Here is a 22,057-nt window from a genome sequence, read left to right as displayed (position 1 = left end):
GACCGTCTCCCTACTCCCGGATCGGGGCGCTCGCCAGCCCGGACGGCTCGTCGCCGGAGGCGGGTCCGCCATCGGCTGCGCGCTCGATCCGGAGCCGCCAGCCGTCCTCGACGTCGGCGACGCGGACCGTCGCCGGCGGGGGCGACCGGTCCCCGTGCCGGCACAGTTCGAGGACGACCGGGAGCGTCGGGAACCGCCCGTCCCGCGGGGTCAGGGCGTACCCCGACACCCGGACCGCGACCGACTCCGTCGGGGCCTCGGCGCCGGCCGAGTCGGCCGCGTAGCTCCCGACGACCCCCGCCCCGGCGAGCCGCTCGAACGCCCCGGCGACCGGGTCGGCGTCGGGCGCGGCTGGGAGCCGCGACGCGGCGTCGGCCAGCACCGCGGCTTGTTCCGTCGGCTCGAGGCCGCGACGCAGCTCGGACGCCATCGCCTCGAGGAGGCGGAGACAGAGGTCGTCCGGGTCCGACCGCTCCTCCGCGAGCGCGAAGTACGCGTCCATGACCGCCGACTCGACGGCGTCGTGGTCGGCCGCCGAGAGCGCCTCGAACACCGCGGCCGCCGCGTCGTGGCAGAATCCGACGAGGTCGCGGCTCGGTGCGGAGTTCGGGCTCGAGGCGCTGTCCGGGCCCGGGTCGCGGGCGCCGTCCGAGGGGCGGTCTCCGGTCCCGTTCACGACGGGGTCGGAGAGCGACCAGTCCGCCGCCTCGGCCGCCGAGAACCGCCGCACGTCGTGCTCATCGTTGCCGTCGCAGCGGCGGGAGCCGGCGTCGCGGTCGCCCTCGACGGAGCCGGGACCGAGCGCGTCGTCGGTCGCGTACTCCTGCCGGACGATCACGTCGTAGTACGGCACCTGCGGGTCGTACCGGCGGAGCGCGTCGCGGTACTGCTCGGTGGCGCGGGCCGCGGCGCGCGCGGCGGCGCGGCTCTCGAAGCGGAGCCCGGCCGCGGGGACCGGCCGGTCGCCGTAGCGCGCGCAGACGAGCGAGTAGTCGCCGTCGGCCGACGCGAGCGCTTCGATGTGGTCGCTGATCGCGGCCAGCGTCGTCCCGATCACGTCGCGGTCACGCTCCGCATCGGGTCACTCCTCCAGGCTCGGGTGCGTCTCCTGCGGGTCGGGGTGCGGCTCCGCGAACCGCTCGCGGGTCGCGTCCAGCGAGGCGGCCTCGCGCTCGCGACGCTCGTCGGCGCCGATCTCCTCGCAGCCCGGCGGCAGGTCGCGGCCGCGGTCGGTGAAGTACCCCTCCGGCGCCACCCAATCGTGGTAGAAGGGGGCGTCGTCGTCCTCCAGCAGCGTGACCGCGACCTCGGCGCCGTGGCCGGCGCAGACCGCGGCCTGGTGGGGCTTCTCCGCGAGCCGCCCCGCCGCGTACAGCCCGTCGACGCCGGTCCGGCCGCGCTCGTCGACGTCGACGTACGCCTTCCCGCGGTCGAGGATTCCGACGCCGTCGATCCCGTCGAGGTAGCCGACCTCGTTCTTCGTCGCCGCGACGACGTACCGCGTCCGGATCCGGTCGCCGCCGTCGGTGGCGACGGCGAACCGAGCGTCGTCGTTCGGGTCTGTCCCGTCCGGGTCGTCGTCGCCGTCGCCGTCACCGGAGTCGGCCGCGTCGACGACCTCGACCCGCGTCACCCGCGCGTCGACCCGGTCCGCGCCGGCGGTCTCGGCCTGCTCGCCGAGGAGGTCGAGCAGCTGCCGGGCGTTGACGCCGAGCGGGAACCCGGGGAAGTTCTCCAGGTGGGCGTTCCGTCGGAGGAGCGACTCGCCCGGGTCGACGACGAGCGTGTCAAGCCCCTGGCGCGCCGTGAAGACGGCCGCCGAGAGCCCGGCGACGCCGCCGCCGACGACGACCACGTCGCGCTCGGTGGGCTGTGTCTCGGTCATCGGTCGAACACCCGTCCGCTTCGTCGGAGACGGTCTCGGTGCTGGGCCGCCGACGCGTGGTTCGAATCCATACCCGTCGACACGAGCGGAACGAGGAAGTGGCTTCGGTCGCGCGTCGCGCCCGGCCCCGGGAGCCGAGAGAGCGAGGACGCACCGGTCATCGCCGCACCCGAACCGGGTTGGCGGCGGCGATAAACGGCTCCTCGCCGTCGATCGCCGCGAACGCGAGGTCTCCGCACGCGCCGCGTTCGACCCGCCACGCGGGCAGCGCCGGGACGTCGTAGTCGGTCGGGTCGCCGTATGTCGCAGCGACGGCCCACTCGCGGGCGCGCATCTACAGGTCCCCGTTGACGATGTCCGCGACGCGCTGGCGGTCGAACAGCTCCGCGTCGTCGGTGACGGGGCCGAACTCGTCCGGATACATCTGCTTCGCGGCCCGTTCGGTCAGGAAGAGGTTGTGGATCGGCCCCTGGTAGAGGTAGCCGCCGCGGTAGACGCGGCCGTTCTGGACCGCCGTGAGCTCGCTTCCGACGGGGTGGTCCTCCATGTACGCGAGGACGGTGTCGCGGAACTCCGTCGGGGATTTGCGCTCGTGCCCGCGGACGAGGATCACGTCGGGGTCCACTTCGAGCAGGTTCTCGTAGTCGAGTTCGCCGCGGTTCGTGGTGCTGAGGTTCTCGACGTCCGTCCCCGCGAGCGCGTCGGTCACGCCCAGATCGAGCCACTGCTTCTTGCTCGTCCCCTTGTCGACCAGTCGGTACGGAGAGAACGTCTCCGGCTCGTCGGTTCCCTCGAACGTCAGGAACACCCTCGGCCGGTCGTCCGCCGGCGGAAGGCGCGATTGCACGTCCGCGATGAACGACTCGTGGAGCTCGGCGAACGCCTCGTAGCGCTCGCGCTCGTCGAACGCCGCCGCGACCCGCTCGAACGCCTCGTACAGCGTGTAGTACCGGTAGTCGTGCCACCCGTCCGACCGCCGGAAGATCAGGTTGCCGAAGAACGGGGCGACGTTGTCGCGGATCTCCTCGACGTCGTCTTCCCCCCAGTCGAACCAGTTGACGAGCATCTGGGGGTCGTACAGATGGAGGTCAGCGTCGAGCTCGTAGAACTCCTCTTTCGTCCTGACCTCAGGGTACGCCTCGATCGGGCTCCGGTCGACCTCGACGCCCGGGAGCTCGTCGTAGACGTACGTGTAGTACCGGTCGGCGTTGCCGATGCCGGCCAGCCCGTCGCCTTTCCCCAGCGCGACGGCCATGTCCGCGAAGCCGCCGTCGTACGCGATCCACCGCTCCGGGACCGCCTCGAAGGTCACCTCGCCGACGGGTTCCATGGAGGCGGTGTACGGGAGCCCGGCGGACGCGTCGTCGTCGGGTTCCGATTCGGTCGAGGACGTCGAGTTGCTCTCCGCGTCGCCGTCGCCGCTCTCCGCGCCGCCGCCGCCGTCGGCGCCGTCCCCGCCGCCGGTGCAGCCGGCGAGGAGTCCGCCGAGGGCGACCGCGCCGCCGTACTTCGCGAACGCTCTGCGAGTCGGTGCTCCGCGTGCCGCGTCGTCTCTGGGCATATTTTTAGGCTAGCCTAAAACGATTTAACCGCTTCGATCTTTAGGCCGGCCTAAAAGAACCGATGCCGCTCGGACTCGGCCCCTACTCCGAACCCTCGTGCCGCGCGCGCAGCGGCGTGACGCGGGGACCGTTTTCGGTGGCGACGACCTCGGCGTCGACACGGAACACGTCCGCGAGCAGGTCTTCGGTGACGACCTCTTCCGGGGGACCGCGGGCCCGTATCTCGCCGTCCTTGAGCGCGACCATCCGGTCGGCGAGCCGCGCGGCCTGTTCGATGTCGTGGAGCACGACGACGACCGTGACGTCGCTCTCGTCGCGCAGCGTCTCGACGATCTCCATCACCTCCATCTGGTGGTGTAAGTCGAGGAACGTCGTCGGCTCGTCTAAGAGGAGCACGTCGGTGTCCTGCGCGAGGACCATCGCGATCCACGCGAGCTGCTTCTGTCCGCCGCTGAGGCTCCCGACCTCGCGGTCCCTGAGGTGGCCACAGCCCGCCAGCTCGATGGCGCGGTCGACCGCGCGGGCGTCCTCGGCGGTTGTTCGCTCGAAGAAGCCGCGGTGCGGATAGCGACCGTGATGGACCAGGTCCTCGACGGTGATGCCGTCCGGCGACGTGCTCTCCTGTGACAGCAGGCCGAGCTTCCGGGCGAGCGCCTTCGTGTCCATCGAGTGCACGTCGCGCCCGTCGAGGAGCACCGAGCCGTCCTCGGGCGCGATCTGGTTCGCCAACCCCTTCAGCAGGGTGCTCTTGCCCGAGCCGTTCGGGCCGACGAGGGCGGTGACCGCCCCCGGTTCGGCCGCGAGCGAGGCGCCGTCGACGACCGGCTCAGGGGCGGTCGGATACCCCAACACGAGCCCCTCGGCGTCGAGGTCGCTCGCGTCGGCGGCGTCCGCCGCCGCGCGCTCCCCGTCCGTTTCGCTCGGTGCGTTCGCGCCGCTCAGTTCGTCCGGATCCGTCGCGTTCGCGCGTTCGATGGACATTCAGAGTTCACCCATGTTCTGCTGTCTCCGCATCAGGTACAGGAAGTACGGCCCGCCGACGAGCCCGGTGACGATCCCCACCGGGATCTGCGCGTCCGCGCCCGTCACCACGCTCATCCCGAGCCGGGCGCCCACGTCGGCGGCGACCATCAGCGCGGGGCCGACGAACAGACAGCCGACGATCAGCCGCTTGTAGTCGCTCCCGACGAGGTTCCGCACCACGTGCGGGACGATCAGCCCGACGAAGCTGACGATGCCGGCCACCGCGATGCTCGCGGCCGCCGCGAGCACGGCGACGCCCGACAGCGCGAACCGCACCTTCTCGATCGACATCCCCAGCGACTTGGCGGTCTGCTCGCCCAGCAGGAGCAGGTTCAGCTGGCGCGAGCCGGCGATCGAGAGGAGCACCGCGACGACCGTCCACGGCAGCGCCAGCCGCACCTGTTCCCAGTCCGTCCCGGTCAGCGAGCCGGTCGTCCACTGGATCGCCGACTGGACGACGCCGATGTCGTCGGCGAAGAAGAACAGCGCCGTCTGGAGGCTCCCGAAGACGGTCCCGACGATCACGCCCGCGAGCACGAGCCGGACGGGGCTCGTCCCGTTCTTCCACGCGATGGCGTACACGATCAGGAACGCGACCGCGCCGCCGAGCGCCGCGATCAGCGGGAGGAACACCGAGAGGCCCCCGAACACGACCAGCGTCAGCAGGATCATCAGCCCGGCGCCGGAGGAGACGCCGAGGATGAACGGGCTCGCGAGCTCGTTCCTCGTGACCGCCTGGAAGATCGCCCCCGAGACGCCGAGGTTCATCCCGACGATCGCCCCGACGATCACCCGCGGCAGGCGGATGTTCCAGACGATCAGCGTGCCGTGCGACAGCTCCGGGAGCTCGCCCCGAAACCCCGTGACCGCCCGCATCAGCTCCTCGCCGACGAGGAAGTTGAGCAGCCACCGCGGGTCGAGCAGGACGGCCGGGTCGAGGACGGCCCGCCACGCCTCGCCGACCGTCATCGAGTACGCGCCGAAGCTCACCTGCACGAGCCCCGCGGCGACGACCACCGCGAGGCTGGCGAGCGCGACCGTGACCAGCTTGGGGTCGAACAGCCACCCGATCCGACCCTCCGACGTCCGGCGCGCAGCGCCCTCACCGGCGACTGACCCCCCGCCGCTCATCGCACTCCCTCGGCGTACGCGGCGATGTCCTCGTCGTCCATCGCGTCGAGCAGGGTCTCGGCGTCGTGCGCGTCGACGACGGCGTCGGGGTCGAGGCGGCCGGCGAGCGCGCGCCGACCCTCGGCCGCCCGGGACTCGGCCTCGTCGGCGTCGACGTACGCCGACAGCGCCTCGTCGATCGCCGCCTCGCGGACCCGGGCGAACCGCTCCGAGTCCGGGTCGACGGGGGCGTCGGCGTGCTGGTCGTCGAACCACTCGATCCACCGCTCGCGGTCGGCCCACTCCTCGTCGCGCTCGGCCTCGCGGCGCACCCAGTCGACGCCCTCGGCCGCCGCGGGCCACCAGCCGTCGTCGATCCGCGCGTCGGCGACGACCCGCTTCCCGACGCGGGCGCCGCGCCCGGCCGCCGTGACGGCCTGTCGGTCGGCCTCGGAGGGGGTGGCGACGTAGAGCCCGTCGACCGGCGTCGTCCCGTCGGGATCGGCGTACTCCCGGTCGAAGCGCTCGTGGACCTCGCCGCCGTGCTCGCGGGTCTCGAACATCGCCGCGTCGTCGTCGAGCCCGCGGAGGTACTCGCCGTCGTACCGGGTCGCCGCGACCACGCGGCGGGCGGTGACCGGGTCGCCCTCCCGTGGGGTGACGCGGAAGCACGTTCCGTCCGCGCCGTCGTCTCGCCCCTCGACCGACTCGACCGACTCGACGAGGTCGGCGACGAGCTCCGTGCCCGCGCGCTCGACGTGGTCGTGCAGGAGGCCGTAGAACGTCTCGACGTCGATCCCGGCCGGGAAACCGAGGTAGTTCCCGAGGTGTGCACAGCGCGCGATCGACGACCGACCGCGGTCGAAGACGGCGACCTCGACTCCCTCGCGGGCGAGGAAGACGGCGGCCGAACAGCCGGCGGGACCGCCGCCGACCACGACGGCGTCGTAGTCAATCTTCTCGGCGGCCTCGCCGCGGTCGGTCCCCTCGCGGTTTGCCCGGTCGCTCATTCCACATCACCGGCGACGATGTCCGCGACCCGGTCGCGGTCGAAGAGGCGCTCGGACTCCGGAATATCCGGGTAGCCGTCGCCGAGCTCGTAGCCCGGCCACTCGCCGAACCGCTCGGGGAACAGCTGTTTCGCGGTCATCTCGATCTGGAAGAGGTTCATGATCGGCCCCTGCACCGGGTCCCCCGACGGGTAGAACCGGTCGTTCTCGATCGCTGAGAGTTCGCCGGCGACGGCGTGGTCGGCGAGCTCCTCGCGGACGCCGGCCACGTCGTAGTAGGACTCGATCCCGTACTGGTGGAGGATGACGTCGGGGTCGACCTCCAGCAGCTGCTCGTGGTCGTAGGCGGTCTCGTCGGTCACGTCGTCGGCGCCGAACGCGTCGGCCGCGCCGAAGGGGCGCACGTGGGCGTTGGCGAACCCCGGCCGGTCGATCCGCGAGGGGTAGTAGGTCCCGTCCATGTAGAGGAGCGTGCCGACCGTCGGGCGCTCCTCCTCCGGCGGGAGGTCCGCCTGCACCGTCTCGATCAGGTCGTCGTGGACCGACGCGAGCGCCTCGTAGCGCTCTTCTTCGCGGAACACGCCCGCGACGCGCTCGGCGATCTCCCAGAGACCGTAGTATTCGTAGCCGTCGCGGCACGGCTCCGGGGGATCGGAGTTCCGGCGGCTGTACACGTTGCCGAACCACGGGCCGACGTTGTCGCGGACCTCCGCCACGTCGCCGTGGTCCCATCCGTCGAAAGAGACGAACAGGCAGGGGTCCGCCAGGTGGAGGTCGGAGTCGAGCTCGTAGAGCAGCTCTCGATCGACCGATATCCCGTCGCCCGAGCCCGAGTTGAGCTGGCGGACCCCTTCCCGATCGAACTCGACCCCTTCGAGCTCGGCGTAGTAGGCGTCGAGCGTGTTCCCGCCGGCGTCCGCGTCGAAGCCGAGCGAGTTCACCGCGTCGCCGTGGCCGAACGCGACCGCCGTGTCCGCGTACAGCAGGCTGTAGACCATCACGTCCTCGGGGACCGCGTCGAGCGTCAGTTCGCCGACCGGCGCCATCTCGACGGAGTACGAGCCCGCGGACCCGTCGTCGCCGTCTGCCTCGCCGTCGGAACCGTCCGACTCCTCGGTCTCCGCGTCGTTCGATCCGTCGGCGCCGTCAGAGCCGGGAGCGCCCGATCCCGCTCCGAGACATCCCGCGAGCACTCCCGCTCCCGCGACGGCGCCGCCGTACCTGATCGCGTTACGGCGCGTCGACGTGGTTCGATGCGCGTGCTTTCCCATATGTTTAGGCTCCCCTAAAGCATTAAATCGCTTTCGAATCTTAGGGTCGCCTAAAGCAGTGGTCGTCGGGCGCACGTCTGCTCTCTGGGTCGAGGTATCGATCGGCCGTGCAAATATAAGACAACCGAGGTGAATTAAAAATCCAAATCTCAAACGGCATTTGCCACCGAGATAGTGGAGTTTTAGGTCGTACGAAAAGTGTCCATATATTGATAAATTATAAGTGGGTGGGGAACGAACGGGGTACTGTTATGAGCACGCAGAAGGAGACGCGACAGCGCGCCGGCACCGTCGAAGAGAACGCCCTCAGACTCGACACGGAGAAGGCGGAGCAGATCATCGAGGCGCTGAACGTCGACCTCGCGGACGCGTACGTCCTCTATCACCAGCTCCACAAACACCATTGGAACGTCGAGGGCGCCGAGTTCCTCGACGTCCACGTGTTCCTCCAAGAGGTGTACGAGGACGTCGAGGCGGCCGCCGACGAACTCGCCGAACGGCTGCAGGCGCTCGGCGGCGTGCCGCACGCCAGCATGACGACGCTCGCGGAGAACGCCACCGTCGAGCCGGAGGACGAGGACGTGTACGACATCCGCACGTCGCTCGCGAACGACCTCGAGATGATGGGCGACATCATCGAGAGCTACCGGCAGCACATCGAGCTCGCGGAGGGGCTCGGCGACTACGCGACCGCGGAGATGCTGCGCGAACAGCTGGAGGACATCGAGGAGCACGCGCACCACATCGAACACTACCTCGAAGACGACACGCTCGTCACGGAGTCTGCGACGGAGTAGTCGGGGAACGCACGCCGATCGAGACGCCCGAGACCCTTCAGCGGACGTCCGGGGCCGTCTGGTCGGTCCGACCCGGGAGCGTCGCTTCGATCTCCAGCTCCGGTTCGCCGACGCCCTCGAAGTCGATCTCGAGCTCCACGGGCTCGCCGAACGCGAAGGGAAGCTCCCACTCCTCGGTCTCGATCCTGAGTTCGTCGCCGTCGCGGAGCTGTTCGCCGAGCGCGATCAGGAACTCGCCGGCCTCGCTCGCGTCGAGTCGGTACTCCTGCTCGAAATTCCGACCCGCGATCACCGTCCGATCGCCGTCCGGCTCGGACGACCGTTCGGAACCCGAGTCGGAATCGGGGTCGGAGGGAGACGGTTCGTTCGACATGTTATCGACTCACGTCGACGACGAGATCGCTCGCGATCCACCCGTCCGTGTTCTCGGCCTCCATGAACACGGACCGACCGGGAAACCCTTCACAGACGTTGATATCCGGGGTTCGGTCCGTTTCCGATTCGGGTCGAGCTTCGATACTGGACCGTGCGGCTGTTGACATTACACTTCTTTAGGCAAACCTAAAACAAAAAGGATGCGGTTGCGGTCAACGGTCGGGGGGCTCGCGGGGCCGCGAGACACGCGGCCGGGCCGCGGCGGTCGGTCGTCCGAGACGCCGTTCACTCGGTCTCGGGCGACGAGACCACCAATTCGTCGGGAGAGAGGTTGGCGCCTTCGGACAGGAGCCCGACGAGACGGTCCGCGACGTCGGGGCTTATCAGCCCCGCCAGCTCCATCGCCTCGCGCTCGTGGGCGTCGAGGCCGAGCACCTCGCGAAAGAACCACGAGAGCAGGACGTACGATTCGTGGAGTTCCGCCGCGCGCTCTCGGCCGCCGTCCGTGAGCGTCGCCCCCGCGTACGGCTCCCGGACGACGAGGCCGTCGGCTTCGAGCCGCTGGAGCATCTCGGTCGCCGCGGCCGGAGAGCGGTCGAGCAGTTCGGCGACGCGTCCGGACGGGATCGGAGGCTCCCCCCGGTGTTCCGCGATGTACAGGGCGAGGAGGTACCGCGGTACCCGCCCGCCCCCTCCGTCGCCTGCTGCGGCCATATTTTTAGGCCAGCCTAACAATATAAACCAGTTGCGGAAATAAGCCGGGCGATCACCGACCGAGAGTGAGACCGTCGCCGGAACGGACGGTGCGGCGAGAAGCGCATTCGATATAGCGATGAGTGGTTTATTCCGTCGCAAACGCCCGAACGCTCTCGAACGACCCGTCGGCGATAGCGCCGGCTATCCCCTCGATATCGGCGTCTCGGGGGACCTCGTGGGGGTACTTCCGACTGAAGTACCGCATGAGGTTCGCGACGTCGCGCTCGAGGAACTCGCGGGCGTTCTCGTGGTCGACGGAGACCGCCTGCGGCCAGTCGAAGATCGTGACGCCGCTCTCCGCGACCGCGACGTTGTGTTCGGACATGTCGGCGTGGACCCAGCCGAGGTCGTAGGCGGTGACAAGTTCGCGGAGGACCAGATCGAGGACCGCGGAGGCCTGTTCGGGCTCCAACTTCGCGCGCGAGAGCTCCGCGCCGTCGAACTTGTCCATCACGATGGCGTGCCGGTTGTGGTCGACCGGCCGCGGCACGCTCACGTCGGGGTACATCGCCTCCATCGCCTCGTACTCGCGCTCGGCCGCCTTGCGCGCGGTGTACATCCAGGATACGTGGTCGCGGTCGGCGGTGTACTCGCGCTCCCGGTTCACCTCGCGGAAGTTGGTGTACCCCTCGCGGTGGTACTTCAACGCGAGCGGCTTGAACGACTGCGCCTCGTACACGTCTCCCTCCTTGCCGAACCCCAGGGGTGAGCCCACGCCGTCGATGGTCTCGCGCTCGGCGAACGTGCGGAGCGCCAGGGCGTCGTACCCCTCGAAGGTGAGCTGGTACCCCTCGTACTGGATCGTCTTCCGTTCGATCAGCTCGCGGTCGAGGCACCGGTCGATCCGGTAGTCGACCTCCTCGCGCGTCAGGTCGGCGTAGTCGGGGAGCTTGTCGCGGCGGACCCACTCCGAGAACCGCATCCCCTGCTCGACGCCCGAGAGGAGGTAGAAGTCCTCGGGGTCGAGCTCCGCCATGTCGCCGGCGACGTTTCGAACCATACGGCCCCTACTCCGGCGATTCCTAAAAGAGGCGCGCGTTCCGCGAGCGGAGTCAATAAATGGTATTCCGCGATAGGAAATGCGGATTTGCCGCCGCCGCGCGAGCGCAACCGCTTTCGGGGCGGCGGGCGGAGAGGCGCGCATGACCGCGCCGACGGGGAATTGGCGGCTGATCCGGGAGGAGGCCCGCCCGGGGCCGATGCAGATGGCGCTCGACGAGGTGGCGGCGGAGACGGCCGCCGCGGGCGGACCGGCGACGCTCCGGACGTACCGGTGGGACCCGAGCTGTCTCACGCTCGGCTACCGACAGGATCCGGAGACGGTCGACTGGGCGTTCTGCGAGCGCGAGGGGATCGACGTGACCCGCCGCCAGACCGGCGGCGGCGGGATCTACCACGACGCGCACGGAGACGTCGCCTACTCGATCGCGGTGCCCGCCGCCGACGTGCCCGGCGAGCTACTCGACTGTTACCACCTGCTCTGCGAACCGGTCCTCGACGCCTTCGACCGCCTCGGGATCGACGCGGGCTACGTCGAGGAGTCGATGCCGGAGCTGTACCACCCCGCCTGCTACCTCCGGGAGCTCCACCCCGCGCACGACGTGGTGGCGGGGCCGAACGGAGCGGACGGCTCGGAGGAATCGAGCGACGACGGCGCGACGGACCGCCGGAAGATCGCCGGCAACGCGCAGTACCGCAAGCGCGACGCCGTGATCCAGCACGGCTCGCTGACGTTCGCCGTCGACGCGGAACGCCACCTCGGCGTCTTCTCCGACCCGCCGGTGTCCCCCGAGGGGTTCCGACAGCGCGTCGTCGGCATGGACGAGCTGGTCGAGGTCGATCGGGCGGACGCCGTGGCGGCAGTCGAGGGCGCGCTCGTCTCGTGGGTAGTCGGAGCGGACGACAGCGACGACGCCGAGGGCGACGCGATCGCGCTCGACAGCGACGGCTCGTGGTCGAGCGCGGAGCTCGCCCGGGCCGAGGAGCTCGTCGAGGAGAAGTACCGCGACGACGCCTGGGTCCGGACGCGACCGGGAAACGACGGCGCGTAGTCGCCGAAGCCGGAGGGAAGGCGGTACCGCCCGGTTCCGAAGGGGCTTTTTCAGTCGCCCCCGTTGTGGCGGTATGAGCCTCAAGGTCGGCGCGCACGTCTCGATCTCCGGGTCGCGCGCGTCCAACGATCCCGAAACCCCGCCGTACGGAAACATCGCGAACGCGGTGTTCAGACAGAAGCAGTTCGGCGGCAACTGCGGACAGATATTCACGCACTCCCCGCAGGTGTGGCAGGACCCGGACATCAGCGACGAGGAGGCCGAGCAGTTCCGCGAGGGGACCGAACGCGACCTGGTGGGACCGTGGGTGATCCACACCTCCTACCTCGTCAACCTCTGTACGCCGAAGGAGGGGCTCCGCGAGAAGTCGCTCGACTCGATGCAGAAGGAGGTCGACGCCGCGGAGAAGCTGGGGATCCCGTACGTCAACGTCCACCTCGGCGCGCACACGGGCGCGGGGGTCGAGGGCGGTCTCGACAACGCCGCGAGCGTCATCGACGACGTCGACGTTCCCGACGGCGTCACGATCCTGATCGAGAGCGACGCGGGCGCCGGGACGAAGCTCGGCGACGAGTTCGAGCACCTCGCGGGGATCATCGACCGCACCGACACCGACATCGACGTCTGCGTCGACACGGCCCACGCGTTCGCGGCGGGGTACGACCTCTCCACGCCCGAGGCGGTCGACGAGACGGTCGCCGAGTTCGACGACGTCGTCGGGTTAGCGCACCTCGAGTACATCCACCTCAACGACTCGAAACACGCCTGCGGCACCAACAAGGACGAGCACGCGCACATCGGCGAGGGCCACATCGGCGAAGCGGGGATGGAGCGGATCGTCAACCACCCGGACCTGGCGGACGTGCCGCTGGCGCTGGAGACGCCGACCGAGAACGGGAAGAGCTTCGCGTGGAACATCGAGCGCGTCCGCGAGCTGCGCGCGGAGTGAGTTCGGGGCGCCCGAGCCGTCGCGGGAGCGATGCGGCGGGGATCCTCGAAATTTATTTAAAATTGTCCGACGCGGATTTATATACTCGGAGCCGTGATCCACGGATATGACCACCACTGAGGCGCTCCTCATCGGTCGCCGGCGCCGCCTGGCCCTCACGATGGTCGGCGGGTTCGCCGGTCTGGTGGCGCTCTCGCTGGCGGTCGCGGTCGTCGCCGAGCGCGCGGGCATCCCGACCGCGGCGGCGCTGACCGACCGTCTCGTACCGCTCTTGGCGTTCTACGCGCCGGCGCCGATCGCGGCCGTCGGCGGGTACGCGCGCTGCGGCGGCCCGGCGTGTCTCGCGGTGGGCGCGGTGCCCGCGGTCGTCTTCGCCGCGCTCGTCGTCGTCGGGACCGTCTTCGGCGTGCCGGGCGTGGGCCCCGGCGACTCCCCGATCGGCGGGGTGACGATGGCGTTCGCCGCGGTCGGGCTGACCGGCGCGTTCGTCGGCTACTGCGCCGGCGTCACCGCCGCGCTGCTCTCGGACCTCGCCGGGTTCGGGAGCGACGACGGCGAGGAGTGAGAGCCGAATCTCGCACGGACGGTCGAGTTCCCCACGTTTAATTCGCCCCGCGCCGAACGCGGGGCCGTGCGACGCTTCTCCGCGGAGTACCTCGAACACACCCGGCAGGGGATGTGGGCCGACGGCCGGGAGGCCCTCGCGGACCTCGAGCTGTCGGGCCGCGGCCGCGTCGTCGACGTCGGCTGCGGCACCGGCGAGCTGACCCGCGTCCTCGCCGCGGAGGCGGGCCCGGACGCGACCGTGATCGGCGTCGACGCCGACCCCGACCTCCTGGCGGTCGCCCGCGAGGAGACCGGGCTGCCGTACGTCGCCGGCGACGCGACCCGGCTCCCCCTCCCGGACGACGCCGTCGACCTCGCCGTCTGTCAGGCCCTCCTCATCAACCTCCCCGACCCGACCGCCGCGGTCCGGGAGCTCGCCCGCGTCTCTTCCGACCTCGTCGCCGCGATCGAACCGGACAACGGCGACGTGACGGTCAGTTCGACTGTCACCGCCGAGGAGCGACTGGAGCGGGAGGCCCGCGAGGCGTACCTCGACGGCGTCGACACCGACGTCGCCCTCGGCGACCGCGTGCGGGAGGCGTTCGCGGCGGCGGGGCTCGACGACCTCCGGACGCGTCGGTACGTCCACGAGAAGCGGACCGCCCCGCCGTACGCCGAGCCCGCGCTCGAATCGGCCGCGCGGAAGGCCTCCGGCGCCGGGCTCGCCGACCACCGCGACGAGCTGGTGGCGGCGACCTCCGTGGACGACTACGACGACCTCCGGCGGCGCTGGCGTGAGATGGGCCGCGAGGTGGTCGACGCGATCGGCGCCGGCGAGTACGAGCGCGTCGAGCGCGTCCCCTTCGACGTGACCGTGGGGCGGGTGGCGTAACGACTCCCGCGTCCGGAAAGCCGAAGTCGTCGGGGAGCGATCCGAGCGACATGCCGGCCGCACTCGTGACGGGCTCGTCGAGGGGTATCGGGCGGGCGATCGCGCTCCGGTTCGCAGACGACGGCTACGACGTCGCCGTCAACTACCGCGCCAGCGACGAGGCCGCCGAGGCCGTCGCCGACGCGGTCCGCGACCGAGGGCGCGAGGCGGTCGCCGTGGGCGCGGACGTCTCGGACCCCGACGCGGCCGCGCGGCTCGTCGAGACCGCCGCCGACGCGTTCGGCGGGGTGGACCACGTCGTCAACAACGCCGGGATCGACCAGCACGTGTACACCGCCGACCTCGACCCCGACGACTTCGACCGGGTGATGGACGTCAACGTCAACTCCGCGTTCAACGTCACGAAAGCGGCGCTCCCGCACCTCCGGGCGTCCGACGACGACCCCTCGGTGACGAACCTCTCCTCGATCCTCGCGCACACCGGCGCGCCGGTCGAGTGCCACTACGCCGCCTCGAAGGGGGCGCTCCTCTCGCTCACCCGGAGCCACGCCGCCGACTTCGCGCCCGAGATACGGGTGAACGCGATCGCGCCCGGCCACGTCGAGACGGACATGACCGACGACCGGACGCCGGCGGAGAAGCGCGAGGAGCTGGCCGAGATCCCCGTCGACCGATACGGCCAGCCCGAGGACATCGCCGACGCGGCCGCCTACCTCCGGGACGCGACGTTCGTCACGGGGGAGACGCTGAACGTGAACGGCGGGGAACTGATGCGCTGACGGGGATCGATCGGCTATCGATCGGTCGGAAGCGAGCGGCCGGAGCTCCGGAGACCGTCACCGCGTCGACGCCGACATCGTTCGATAGACACCCCTCGGATCCGATCGTTCGGCCCCGTCGAACGGCTCGGCGTATCGCGCGAAACGTCTGCCGAATAGCGGAATCGTGTTCAGTACGAGCGTTCCACCCGTTTCAGAGAGACGAGCGCGTCGCCTCGGACGTCTCGGTCGAGTGTGGCCCCCTTCGACCGGTTCACCTGCCAGTGGAACGCTCTCTAGTCGTCCGTTAATCGTGTCAAGCAGAACAATACTTTATGCCAACATGTTCGAGCACCACGTGAGAGAGACGATATGCGAGAGTACACCACAGAAGAGATCGACCAACGATTCGAACTGTTGGACCGATACGAACGCCGGTGTATCATTAACTTCCTCCAGAAGACTGAGACGGAGCACGTATCGATCAGTGACGTGGTGAGCTATCTGCAGAATCGGGACCCAACGCCGGACGGGCACGACAGACTCACGATAGCCCTCCAACACAACCACCTTCCCAAACTCGCCGCCATCGGCGCGCTCGACTTCGACACCGGTTCCGGAACGGTGAGATACAACGGTGACGACCTCGTCGAAGCACTCCTCGAAACGACGCCGGAGTGACCGTTCCGGACTCCCGAAGAGGAACGTGCTCTCGCAGACCCCTCTGAGCGAGGCGCACGCTCCGTATCCGGCGAGGCCCCGTCGAAAACCGGACCGCGAGCGATTCGGGTCTCAGTACTCCGCCAGCCCGGCCTCGATCCGGTCGAACCCCTCCTCCAGCCGGTCGACCGAGTTCGCGAAGGAGAGGCGGAGCCGCCCGGGGGCCGTGTCGCCGAATCCGTCGCCGGGCGCGAGCACGACGCCGTGCTCCCGGAGGAGGTACTTCGCGACGTCGATGGCCGGCGCGTCGATACCGGGGTCGAGGAAGGCGTAGAACGCGCCCTCGGGGCGGGGAGCCGAGAGCCCGTCGATGGCGTCGATCCGGTCGACGACGAGGTCTCGCCGCTCCTCGAACGCGCGGTACATCTCCTCGAACGGCTCCTGCGGGCCGGTGAGGGCGGCGATCGCGGCGTGCTGGGCGACGCTCGACGCGCAGGCGGTGGTCGACTCGCGGACCGTCACCACCTCGTCGATCACCTCCCGGTCGCCCGCGAGCCAGCCGAGCCGCCACCCGGTCATCGCGTACCGCTTCGAGCAGGAGCCGACGGTCAGCACGTGGTCGGGGTGGCCGGTGACGGCGGCGATTCCCCGGGCCGGTCCGTCGTACGTGAGCCCGAGGTACACCTCGTCGGCGATCACGTAGGCGTCGCGCTCGGCCGCGGCCTCGACGACCGCCCGGCACTCGTCGGGGTCGAAGACGCGGCCGGTCGGGTTCGACGGCGTCGTGAGCACGACCGCCGCGGTGTCGTCGCTCATCGCGTCGATCACGCGGTCGGCGTCGAGCGCGAACCCGGTCTGGGCGGGCATCGGGACCTCGCGGAACGCCCCGTCCGCCAGCGTCGCCTGCGTCTCGTAGTTCGGCCACGTCGGCCCCGGAACGAGCAGCTCCTCGCCCGGGGACACCGTCGCGAGGACGGCGAGGTGGAGCGCCTCCATCCCGCCGACGGTGACGACGACCTCGTCCGGGTCGTGTTCGACGTCGTATTCGGCCGCGAGCGTGTCGCTGATCGCTCGCCGGCACTCGGGGAGTCCGGCGTTCGAGGTGTAGTGGGTCGCGCCGCCGCGGGCGGCGCTCGCGGCCGCGTCGATCACGTGCTCGGGCGTGTCGAAGTCGGGTTCGCCGACCTCCAGCCTGACGAGGTCGCCGTCGTGACGCTGCGCGAGGTCGAACATCACGCGGATCCGCGAGCGCTCCGCGCGCCGGACGCGGTCGGTGGGGACGGGCATACCGTCCACACGGCGAACCGCGCAAAAAGCCGTCGGGTGGCGGCCAAACGCGGTCGACGGGGGAGGGGACGCGTCGATCGCCGTCCGCCGGCTACACCATGTCGCCGCGCACCGACGCGCCCTCCTGTTCGGCCCGTCGCCGCTCGAGCACGTCGGCCGCCTCGCGGGCCACCTCCTCGTCGGCGCCGAGCATGCCGAGCGCGGCGGGGAGCGTCGGCATCGCGAGGGAGGCGTCCCGCAGGCGGTCGAACGCCTCCGCGTCGCGGGTGCCGTCGACCCACAGGCAGACCCCGCGCGGGTCGAGCACCTCCTCGTAGGCGTCGCGGGCGAGCGCCCCCTTCAGGCGCTGTCGCACGTTGTCCTCGAAGCTCGCGTTACACACCTCGAGGTGGATCGGTTCGTCGTCGTCGACGAGCTCGGCCGCGAGGCATTTCTCGGGGGCGGCGTATCCGTTGTCGCTCGCGCGCACGCGGTCCGGGTGCGCCTCGGCCCACTCGGCGCGCACGGAGGTGCCGACCCCCTTCACGCCGTACTCGGCCTCGAACGCGGCGGCCGCCTCGCTATCGCCGCCCATGATCACGTCCTTGGTGAGGTAGACGTCGAGGCGCTCGACCGGATCGAGCCCGAGCGCGACGTCGCCGAACGCCCACACCTCGCGGACGGGGACCGGCATCGTCTCCGTCTCGACCCGGTCGACGAGGGTCTCCAGCCGGTCGACCGCCTGCTCGCGGTTCATTGGCGGGTCGTAGGCGGGTCGCGGGCAAACCGGTTTCGCTCGGGCGGGGACGCGGCGGCGTCCGGGGGGTCGGCCTCGGCGTCAGATCCCGTCGATCCGCTCGGCGACCGACGCCCAGTGGCTCCCCTTCCAGAACCACTGGCCGCAGTCGCGACAGCGCCACGCGGGGCGGAGGTCGGCCTCGGGGGCGGAATCGGACCCGGCCGCCGGCGACGCTCCCACGTCGTCTGGAACGTACTCGGGGCGGTCGTCGGGGTCGACGTCGACGCCGCCCGGACCGACGCGCTCGACCGGGCCGTTACAGGCGCCGCAGCGGGTCGGTTCCTCGGCGAGCGCGACCGGGAATCCGGCCGCGGCGACGCCGCGGAGCTGGTCGAGCACGTCGCGCTCGGTGAGGAGGAGCGCGCCGGGGTCGCGACCGTCGGCCTGCGCGGCGAGCTCGCGGTCGCGGGTGAGCAGGGTCCGATCCTCCTCGGCCGCGAGCGACAGGACCGCGTCGTCGGCCTCGACCCCGCGGTCGAGGGCGTACGCCGCGTCGTAGCCGCACATCCGGAGGTACGTCGCGAGCGTCCCGCACATCGCGTCACAGAGGACGCTCGGGCGGTCGGCGTCAGCGTCGGCGGCGCCGCCGTCGCCGGCCGACATCAGTCGTCGAGGAACTCGCGCAGGCCGGCGGTCGAGCGCGCGTTGATCACGTCGACGGTCTCGGCCCAGCCACGCCTGGCGGTGTGGACGCCGTACCGGGCGTTGTCGAGCTCGCGGGGCGAGTGGGCGTCGGTGTTCACGACGATCGCGGCGCCCGCGTCGACCGCGGCCCGTACCGCGTCGCCGTCGGCGTCGAGGCGGGCGGGGTTCGCGTTCACCTCGATCGCGGTGCCGGCGTCGGCCGCGGCCGCGACGACGGCCTCGACGTCGGGCGAGATCCCCGGCCGGCTGTTGATGATCCGGCCGGTCGGGTGGCCGAGGACGTCGACGTGAGGGTGTTCGACCGCCCGGATCAGCCGCTCCGTGGCGGCGTCGTCGTCCTGCCCGAGCGCGGAGTGCGGCGAGGCGACGACGAGATCGAGGTCGGCGAGCGTCGCGTCGTCGGTGGTGATCGCTCCCCCCGCGTCGATGTTCGCCTCGATACCGTGAAACACCGCGATTCGGGCGTCGGCGTCGTCGCCGGCGCCCGCGCCCGCACCGTCGCTCTCGCGGCCCAGAACGGCGCCGTCGACCTCGCTCACCGCGTCTTCGACCGCCGCGGCCTGCTCGGCGATGTCGGCCTCGTCGAGGCCGGTGTTGCCGAATATCCCCGGGCCGGCGGCGTGATCGGAGACGACGTGGTAGTCGTACCCGCGCTCCGCGGCGGCCTCGATCATCTCCGCGATCGAGAAGCCGCCGTCCGACCAGTCGGTGTGGGTGTGGAGGTCGCCGCGCAGGTCTCCCGGCTCGACGAGCTCCGGGAGCTCGCCCGCCGCGGCCGCCTCCACCTCCCCGTTGTCCTCGCGGAGCTCCGGGGGGACGAACGCCATGTCGAGCGCCTCGTAGACGCCGGCCTCGGTCTCTCCGGCGACGCGGTCGCCGACGCGCCGGGAATCGGCCTCGGCCTCGTCGTCGCCCGCGTCGTCGGCGTCGACCCCCTCGTCGACGTCGCTCACGTCGAACAGCCCGTACTCGTTGAGCTTGAGGCCGCGGTCGATCGCGCGGTTGCGCACCGCGACGTTGTGGGCGCGCGAGCCGGTGAAGTACTGGAGCGCGGCGCCGAACTCCGCGGCGTCGACGACCCGGAGGTCGACCCGAGTCCCGTCCGCGCGGACGCTCGCCTTCCCGGTGCCCGCCTCGATCGTCGCGTCCGCCTCGGGCCAGTCGATGAACGCCTCGACGACCGACTCGTGCGCGTCGCTGGCGACGAGGAGGTCGATGTCGCCGATCGTCGCCCTCCAGCGCCGGATCGAGCCGCACACCTCGGCCGAGTCGACCGCGTCGAGGTCGGTCAGGTACGCGAGCGCCGCGTCGGCGACGGGCCGGGCGTCGCCGAGCCGGGTCCGCTTCCGCGCCTCGCGGGCGAACGGAATGTTCTCGAGGATGTTCTCCTCGGTCTTCGCGCCGAAGCCGGAGACCGTCTGAATCTCGCCCGCCTCCGCGGCCGCCTCCAGCTCGTCGAGCGTGGTGACGCCGAGAGCCTCGTAGAGGCTCCCGACCGTCTTCGGACCGACGCCCTCCACGGCGGTGAGCCCCGCCATGTCGACCGGGAGCTCCTCACGGAGTTCCTCTAACTCCTCGATCTCGCCGGTCTCGAAGTACTCCACTATCTTCGACGCGATCGCGTCGCCGACCCGGTCGATCTCGGCGACCGCGTCCTCCCCCTCGCCCGCGAGATTCTCGATCGGCGCGGTGTGCTCGCGGACGTTCTCGGCGGCGCGGCGGTACGCGGTCGGCTTGTACTCGACGCCCGTCGCCTCGAGCAGGTCGGCGAACTCCTCTAAGAGGGCGGCGACCTCGTCGTTCCGGCTCATTTGCTCGGGCTTCGGCCGGGCGCTCCTTATACTGTCGGCCGATCACCGGGCGGCGCCGCCGATCGGCGGCGGCGCGGCGGTGTACCGCCTGACGAGGACAACGAGCGCCGCGCCGAGGAGGACCAGCACGCCGGCGGCGCCGAACGCGACGGCGTAGCTCAGGGCGGCGAGCCAGCCGCCGACGACGCTTCCGACTCCGCCGGCGAGCGCGCCGAGCGCGGCGTAGGTGCCCAGCGCCTCGCCCCGGATCGACAGCGGCGAGAGCCGGGTGACGAGCGTCCCCGCGGTCACCGCGATCACCGCCCACGTCACCCCGATCACGGCGAAGACGGCCGCGGCGGCGCCGAACCCGAACGCGGCCGCGCCCCACGTCGCGCCGACGAGCGCGACCGCGGGGAGCGCGACCCCGCGCGTCGAGAGCGAGGCGACCTGTAAGAGCGCGGCGTCGCGGTCGGCGGTCAACCGCCCGGCGGCGCCGAAGAACGCGGCGGCGGCGAGCCCATTTATCAGGTACAGCGCGAACACGCCGTCGGAGCCGAAGCCGACCGCGGTGAGGAACGCCGGCAGCGGCGCGAAGAAGACGGCGAAGCCGGCGAAGAAACAGAAGACGGCGGCGAAGTACAGCGCGAGCGCCGGGGTGAACCGCTCGACGAACCGCCGGGGGTGGAGCCCGCGGAAGTCGGCCCGCCCGACCGTGAAGGGGAACGCGGCGGTCCGGACGCTGAAGCGGTCGGCCGCGCGGATGGCGCGCCGGAGGCGGGTCCCCGATGCGCGCCGGTCGCCGCCGGGGCCCGGGTCCGCGGGCAGCGTCCGGACTCCGAGAACGAGTCCGAACACCGCAGAGACCGCGAACGGGACGAACAGCCACCGGATCACGGCCTCGGCGGGGAGGAACCGGTCGCCGATCCCCGTCCAGACCGCCCCGAGCAGCAGCCCGAGCGCCCAGCCGACGCCCTGGTACTGGTTCAACAGCGCGATCCGCTCGCTCCAGGCGCTCTCCGGGACGTCGGCGACCGCGAGCAGCGTCAGGACGGGCGTCGCCGCCGCGAACGCGAACCAGATCGCGCCGTTGGCGACGATCACCGGCGCCACCCGGTCGGTGAGCGGGATCACGGCGATGCCGGCCGCGACGAGCGCCAGCATCGCGAGCACGATGACGCGTCGCTTCCCGGTCCGGTCGGCGATCCGACCGGCGCCGAGCGCGGCCGGGACCCCGACGACCGCGGCGACCGCGGCGAGCACGCCGAGCACGAACGGCCCGCCGCCGAGCTCGACGACGTACAGCGGGACGACGAGCGAGGCGCCCCCGAGCGCGACGGACCCGAGCCCCCACCCGTACAGCCAGCGTTCGGCCATGGCACCGATTGAAGCGGGCCGTCGGATAGACGCACCGATCCGAGGGCGCGCTCGGCGGCGCGGGGCCGAGCGAGGCGTCGCCTCGGCACCACCGATAAGGCGCGCGGGCACCGAGCGAGGGACGTGTCCACCGACGAGAGCGAGGGCGACCGCAACGTGTTCGGCGGCGAGCTGGCGCCGTGCGGCCGCGAGCCGACGACGGGGTACCTCCGCGACGGCCGCTGCCGCGACGTCGACGGCGACGTCGGCGAGCACACCCTCTGTGCGGTCGTGACGGCCGAGTTCCTGACGTACAGCCGCGAGCGGGGCAACGACCTGGTCACGCCGCGCCCGGAGTTCGACTTCCCCGGGCTGGAGCCCGGCGACCGCTGGTGTCTCTGCGTCGGCCGATGGGTCGAGGCGGTCGACGCGGGGGTCGCGCCGCCGGTCGTGCTGGAGGCGACGAACGAGTCGGTGCTCCGCGCCGTCGACCCCGACCGGCTCCGGGAGCACGAGTTCGACCCGGAAACGTTCGATCCGGAGGGGTAGCTCGAAG

Annotated in this window: 25 protein-coding genes; 8 read left to right on the top strand and 17 right to left on the bottom strand. The window is 71.1% G+C overall.

Annotated elements, in window-relative coordinates; translation table 11 throughout:
• Positions 1–10: 10 nt before the first annotated feature.
• The 8 genes from B4V04_RS07470 to B4V04_RS07435 all read right to left on the bottom strand — a co-directional run bounded on the left by B4V04_RS07470 (position 11) and on the right by B4V04_RS07435 (position 7,861).
• Positions 11–1,057, bottom strand: coding sequence for a DUF7551 domain-containing protein (locus B4V04_RS07470; protein ID WP_498230505.1), 1,047 nt, complete (start codon positions 1,055–1,057; stop codon positions 11–13).
• Between the two features lie 24 nt (positions 1,058–1,081).
• On the bottom strand, positions 1,082–1,885 hold the full coding sequence (locus B4V04_RS07465; protein WP_498230504.1) for an FAD-dependent oxidoreductase: 804 nt from the start codon (positions 1,883–1,885) through the stop codon (positions 1,082–1,084).
• Between the two features lie 157 nt (positions 1,886–2,042).
• A complete protein-coding gene (locus tag B4V04_RS07460) occupies positions 2,043–2,219 on the bottom strand; it encodes a hypothetical protein (protein WP_498230502.1) in 177 nt (58 codons plus the stop codon).
• Positions 2,220–3,446, bottom strand: a complete 1,227-nt coding sequence (locus B4V04_RS07455; RefSeq protein ID WP_498230501.1) for an ABC transporter substrate-binding protein — start codon at positions 3,444–3,446, stop codon at positions 2,220–2,222. It lies immediately after the preceding gene.
• An 82-nt stretch (positions 3,447–3,528) separates the two neighbouring features.
• On the bottom strand, positions 3,529–4,428 hold the full coding sequence (locus B4V04_RS07450; protein ID WP_498230499.1) for an ABC transporter ATP-binding protein: 900 nt from the start codon (positions 4,426–4,428) through the stop codon (positions 3,529–3,531).
• Positions 4,429–5,601: a FecCD family ABC transporter permease gene (locus B4V04_RS07445; protein ID WP_498230498.1), complete on the bottom strand. Its 1,173-nt coding sequence runs from the start codon at positions 5,599–5,601 to the stop codon at positions 4,429–4,431.
• Positions 5,598–6,590, bottom strand: a complete 993-nt coding sequence (locus B4V04_RS07440; protein ID WP_498230496.1) for an FAD-dependent oxidoreductase — start codon at positions 6,588–6,590, stop codon at positions 5,598–5,600. Before B4V04_RS07440 ends, B4V04_RS07445 begins: the two co-directional genes overlap by 4 nt.
• Positions 6,587–7,861 carry an ABC transporter substrate-binding protein gene (locus tag B4V04_RS07435; RefSeq protein WP_498230494.1) on the bottom strand — a complete coding sequence of 425 codons (1,275 nt, stop codon included), beginning with the start codon at positions 7,859–7,861 and terminating at the stop codon, positions 6,587–6,589. Before B4V04_RS07435 ends, B4V04_RS07440 begins: the two co-directional genes overlap by 4 nt.
• A 251-nt stretch (positions 7,862–8,112) precedes the next feature.
• On the opposite strand from B4V04_RS07435, the gene dpsA reads away from it, so the two are divergent.
• A complete protein-coding gene (dpsA, locus tag B4V04_RS07430; protein ID WP_498230493.1) occupies positions 8,113–8,658 on the top strand; it encodes a DNA starvation/stationary phase protection protein DpsA in 546 nt (181 codons plus the stop codon).
• A gap of 37 nt (positions 8,659–8,695) precedes the next feature.
• Here the strand turns inward: dpsA and B4V04_RS07425 are convergent, their stop codons facing one another.
• The 4 genes from B4V04_RS07425 to B4V04_RS07410 form a co-directional block, all read right to left on the bottom strand.
• On the bottom strand, positions 8,696–9,031 hold the full coding sequence (locus B4V04_RS07425) for an amphi-Trp domain-containing protein (RefSeq protein ID WP_498230491.1): 336 nt from the start codon (positions 9,029–9,031) through the stop codon (positions 8,696–8,698).
• Position 9,032: 1 nt separating this feature from the next.
• The gene (locus tag B4V04_RS07420) at positions 9,033–9,200 is read right to left on the bottom strand and encodes a hypothetical protein (RefSeq protein WP_498230490.1); all 168 of its coding nucleotides are present in this window, start codon (positions 9,198–9,200) and stop codon (positions 9,033–9,035) included.
• A gap of 118 nt (positions 9,201–9,318) precedes the next feature.
• Positions 9,319–9,747 carry a metal-dependent transcriptional regulator gene (locus B4V04_RS07415; RefSeq protein WP_498230488.1) on the bottom strand — a complete coding sequence of 143 codons (429 nt, stop codon included), beginning with the start codon at positions 9,745–9,747 and terminating at the stop codon, positions 9,319–9,321.
• Between the two features lie 127 nt (positions 9,748–9,874).
• The gene (locus B4V04_RS07410; protein ID WP_498230487.1) at positions 9,875–10,789 is read right to left on the bottom strand and encodes a serine/threonine-protein kinase RIO2; all 915 of its coding nucleotides are present in this window, start codon (positions 10,787–10,789) and stop codon (positions 9,875–9,877) included.
• A 142-nt stretch (positions 10,790–10,931) separates the two neighbouring features.
• Here B4V04_RS07410 and B4V04_RS07405 point away from each other — a divergent pair, with 142 nt between their 5' ends.
• From B4V04_RS07405 to B4V04_RS07380, 6 genes are all read left to right on the top strand, one after another.
• On the top strand, positions 10,932–11,840 hold the full coding sequence (locus B4V04_RS07405; protein ID WP_498230486.1) for a lipoate--protein ligase family protein: 909 nt from the start codon (positions 10,932–10,934) through the stop codon (positions 11,838–11,840).
• A gap of 73 nt (positions 11,841–11,913) precedes the next feature.
• The gene (locus tag B4V04_RS07400; protein WP_498230485.1) at positions 11,914–12,789 is read left to right on the top strand and encodes a deoxyribonuclease IV; all 876 of its coding nucleotides are present in this window, start codon (positions 11,914–11,916) and stop codon (positions 12,787–12,789) included.
• Positions 12,790–12,895: 106 nt separating this feature from the next.
• Positions 12,896–13,354: a hypothetical protein gene (locus B4V04_RS07395; RefSeq protein WP_498230484.1), complete on the top strand. Its 459-nt coding sequence runs from the start codon at positions 12,896–12,898 to the stop codon at positions 13,352–13,354.
• Positions 13,355–13,420: 66 nt separating this feature from the next.
• Complete coding sequence (locus B4V04_RS07390) at positions 13,421–14,227, top strand: class I SAM-dependent methyltransferase (RefSeq protein ID WP_498230482.1); 807 nt, start codon at positions 13,421–13,423, stop codon at positions 14,225–14,227.
• A 50-nt stretch (positions 14,228–14,277) separates the two neighbouring features.
• Positions 14,278–15,006 carry a 3-oxoacyl-ACP reductase family protein gene (locus B4V04_RS07385; protein ID WP_498230480.1) on the top strand — a complete coding sequence of 243 codons (729 nt, stop codon included), beginning with the start codon at positions 14,278–14,280 and terminating at the stop codon, positions 15,004–15,006.
• A 351-nt stretch (positions 15,007–15,357) separates the two neighbouring features.
• Positions 15,358–15,666: a DUF7344 domain-containing protein gene (locus tag B4V04_RS07380; RefSeq protein WP_498230478.1), complete on the top strand. Its 309-nt coding sequence runs from the start codon at positions 15,358–15,360 to the stop codon at positions 15,664–15,666.
• 111 nt (positions 15,667–15,777) lie between these two features.
• Here B4V04_RS07380 and B4V04_RS07375 read toward each other — a convergent pair whose 3' ends face one another.
• The 5 genes from B4V04_RS07375 to B4V04_RS07355 all read right to left on the bottom strand — a co-directional run bounded on the left by B4V04_RS07375 (position 15,778) and on the right by B4V04_RS07355 (position 21,633).
• Positions 15,778–16,932, bottom strand: a complete 1,155-nt coding sequence (locus B4V04_RS07375; protein WP_498230476.1) for a pyridoxal phosphate-dependent aminotransferase — start codon at positions 16,930–16,932, stop codon at positions 15,778–15,780.
• A 91-nt stretch (positions 16,933–17,023) separates the two neighbouring features.
• Positions 17,024–17,668, bottom strand: a complete 645-nt coding sequence (locus B4V04_RS07370; RefSeq protein WP_498230475.1) for a DUF7095 family protein — start codon at positions 17,666–17,668, stop codon at positions 17,024–17,026.
• An 81-nt stretch (positions 17,669–17,749) separates the two neighbouring features.
• Positions 17,750–18,313: a Mut7-C RNAse domain-containing protein gene (locus B4V04_RS07365; RefSeq protein ID WP_498230474.1), complete on the bottom strand. Its 564-nt coding sequence runs from the start codon at positions 18,311–18,313 to the stop codon at positions 17,750–17,752.
• The gene (locus B4V04_RS07360; RefSeq protein WP_498230473.1) at positions 18,313–20,166 is read right to left on the bottom strand and encodes a DNA polymerase/3'-5' exonuclease PolX; all 1,854 of its coding nucleotides are present in this window, start codon (positions 20,164–20,166) and stop codon (positions 18,313–18,315) included. Before B4V04_RS07360 ends, B4V04_RS07365 begins: the two co-directional genes overlap by 1 nt.
• 42 nt (positions 20,167–20,208) lie before the next feature.
• The gene (locus B4V04_RS07355) at positions 20,209–21,633 is read right to left on the bottom strand and encodes an MFS transporter (RefSeq protein ID WP_498230471.1); all 1,425 of its coding nucleotides are present in this window, start codon (positions 21,631–21,633) and stop codon (positions 20,209–20,211) included.
• Positions 21,634–21,645: 12 nt separating this feature from the next.
• Between B4V04_RS07355 and B4V04_RS07350 the strand changes: the two genes are divergently transcribed.
• Entirely contained in the window at positions 21,646–22,050 is a 405-nt protein-coding gene (locus B4V04_RS07350) for a DUF2237 family protein (protein ID WP_498230470.1), read from the top strand.
• Positions 22,051–22,057: the final 7 nt, after the last annotated feature.

The sequence above is a fragment of the Halorubrum sp. B52 genome, from assembly GCF_059752555.1.
The sequence above is the reverse complement of the archived record's forward strand: the minus strand, read 5'-3'. Positions and strand labels throughout refer to the sequence as shown.

What these genes read in the sequence shown, in the direction of transcription:
- B4V04_RS07450 (WP_498230499.1), bottom strand. Translation starts at nt 4,428, where the DNA reads ATGTCCATCGAACGCGCGAACGCGACGGATCCGGACGAACTGAGCGGC.
- B4V04_RS07380 (WP_498230478.1), top strand. Translation starts at nt 15,358, where the DNA reads ATGCGAGAGTACACCACAGAAGAGATCGACCAACGATTCGAACTGTTG.
- B4V04_RS07425 (WP_498230491.1), bottom strand. Translation starts at nt 9,031, where the DNA reads ATGTCGAACGAACCGTCTCCCTCCGACCCCGATTCCGACTCGGGTTCC.
- dpsA (WP_498230493.1), top strand. Translation starts at nt 8,113, where the DNA reads ATGAGCACGCAGAAGGAGACGCGACAGCGCGCCGGCACCGTCGAAGAG.
- B4V04_RS07460 (WP_498230502.1), bottom strand. Translation starts at nt 2,219, where the DNA reads ATGCGCGCCCGCGAGTGGGCCGTCGCTGCGACATACGGCGACCCGACC.
- B4V04_RS07385 (WP_498230480.1), top strand. Translation starts at nt 14,278, where the DNA reads ATGCCGGCCGCACTCGTGACGGGCTCGTCGAGGGGTATCGGGCGGGCG.
- B4V04_RS07395 (WP_498230484.1), top strand. Translation starts at nt 12,896, where the DNA reads ATGACCACCACTGAGGCGCTCCTCATCGGTCGCCGGCGCCGCCTGGCC.
- B4V04_RS07435 (WP_498230494.1), bottom strand. Translation starts at nt 7,861, where the DNA reads ATGGGAAAGCACGCGCATCGAACCACGTCGACGCGCCGTAACGCGATC.
- B4V04_RS07375 (WP_498230476.1), bottom strand. Translation starts at nt 16,932, where the DNA reads ATGCCCGTCCCCACCGACCGCGTCCGGCGCGCGGAGCGCTCGCGGATC.
- B4V04_RS07455 (WP_498230501.1), bottom strand. Translation starts at nt 3,446, where the DNA reads ATGCCCAGAGACGACGCGGCACGCGGAGCACCGACTCGCAGAGCGTTC.
- B4V04_RS07370 (WP_498230475.1), bottom strand. Translation starts at nt 17,668, where the DNA reads ATGAACCGCGAGCAGGCGGTCGACCGGCTGGAGACCCTCGTCGACCGG.
- B4V04_RS07440 (WP_498230496.1), bottom strand. Translation starts at nt 6,590, where the DNA reads ATGAGCGACCGGGCAAACCGCGAGGGGACCGACCGCGGCGAGGCCGCC.
- B4V04_RS07420 (WP_498230490.1), bottom strand. Translation starts at nt 9,200, where the DNA reads ATGTCAACAGCCGCACGGTCCAGTATCGAAGCTCGACCCGAATCGGAA.
- B4V04_RS07465 (WP_498230504.1), bottom strand. Translation starts at nt 1,885, where the DNA reads ATGACCGAGACACAGCCCACCGAGCGCGACGTGGTCGTCGTCGGCGGC.
- B4V04_RS07365 (WP_498230474.1), bottom strand. Translation starts at nt 18,313, where the DNA reads ATGTCGGCCGGCGACGGCGGCGCCGCCGACGCTGACGCCGACCGCCCG.
- B4V04_RS07415 (WP_498230488.1), bottom strand. Translation starts at nt 9,747, where the DNA reads ATGGCCGCAGCAGGCGACGGAGGGGGCGGGCGGGTACCGCGGTACCTC.
- B4V04_RS07405 (WP_498230486.1), top strand. Translation starts at nt 10,932, where the DNA reads ATGACCGCGCCGACGGGGAATTGGCGGCTGATCCGGGAGGAGGCCCGC.
- B4V04_RS07360 (WP_498230473.1), bottom strand. Translation starts at nt 20,166, where the DNA reads ATGAGCCGGAACGACGAGGTCGCCGCCCTCTTAGAGGAGTTCGCCGAC.
- B4V04_RS07410 (WP_498230487.1), bottom strand. Translation starts at nt 10,789, where the DNA reads ATGGTTCGAAACGTCGCCGGCGACATGGCGGAGCTCGACCCCGAGGAC.
- B4V04_RS07400 (WP_498230485.1), top strand. Translation starts at nt 11,914, where the DNA reads ATGAGCCTCAAGGTCGGCGCGCACGTCTCGATCTCCGGGTCGCGCGCG.
- B4V04_RS07445 (WP_498230498.1), bottom strand. Translation starts at nt 5,601, where the DNA reads ATGAGCGGCGGGGGGTCAGTCGCCGGTGAGGGCGCTGCGCGCCGGACG.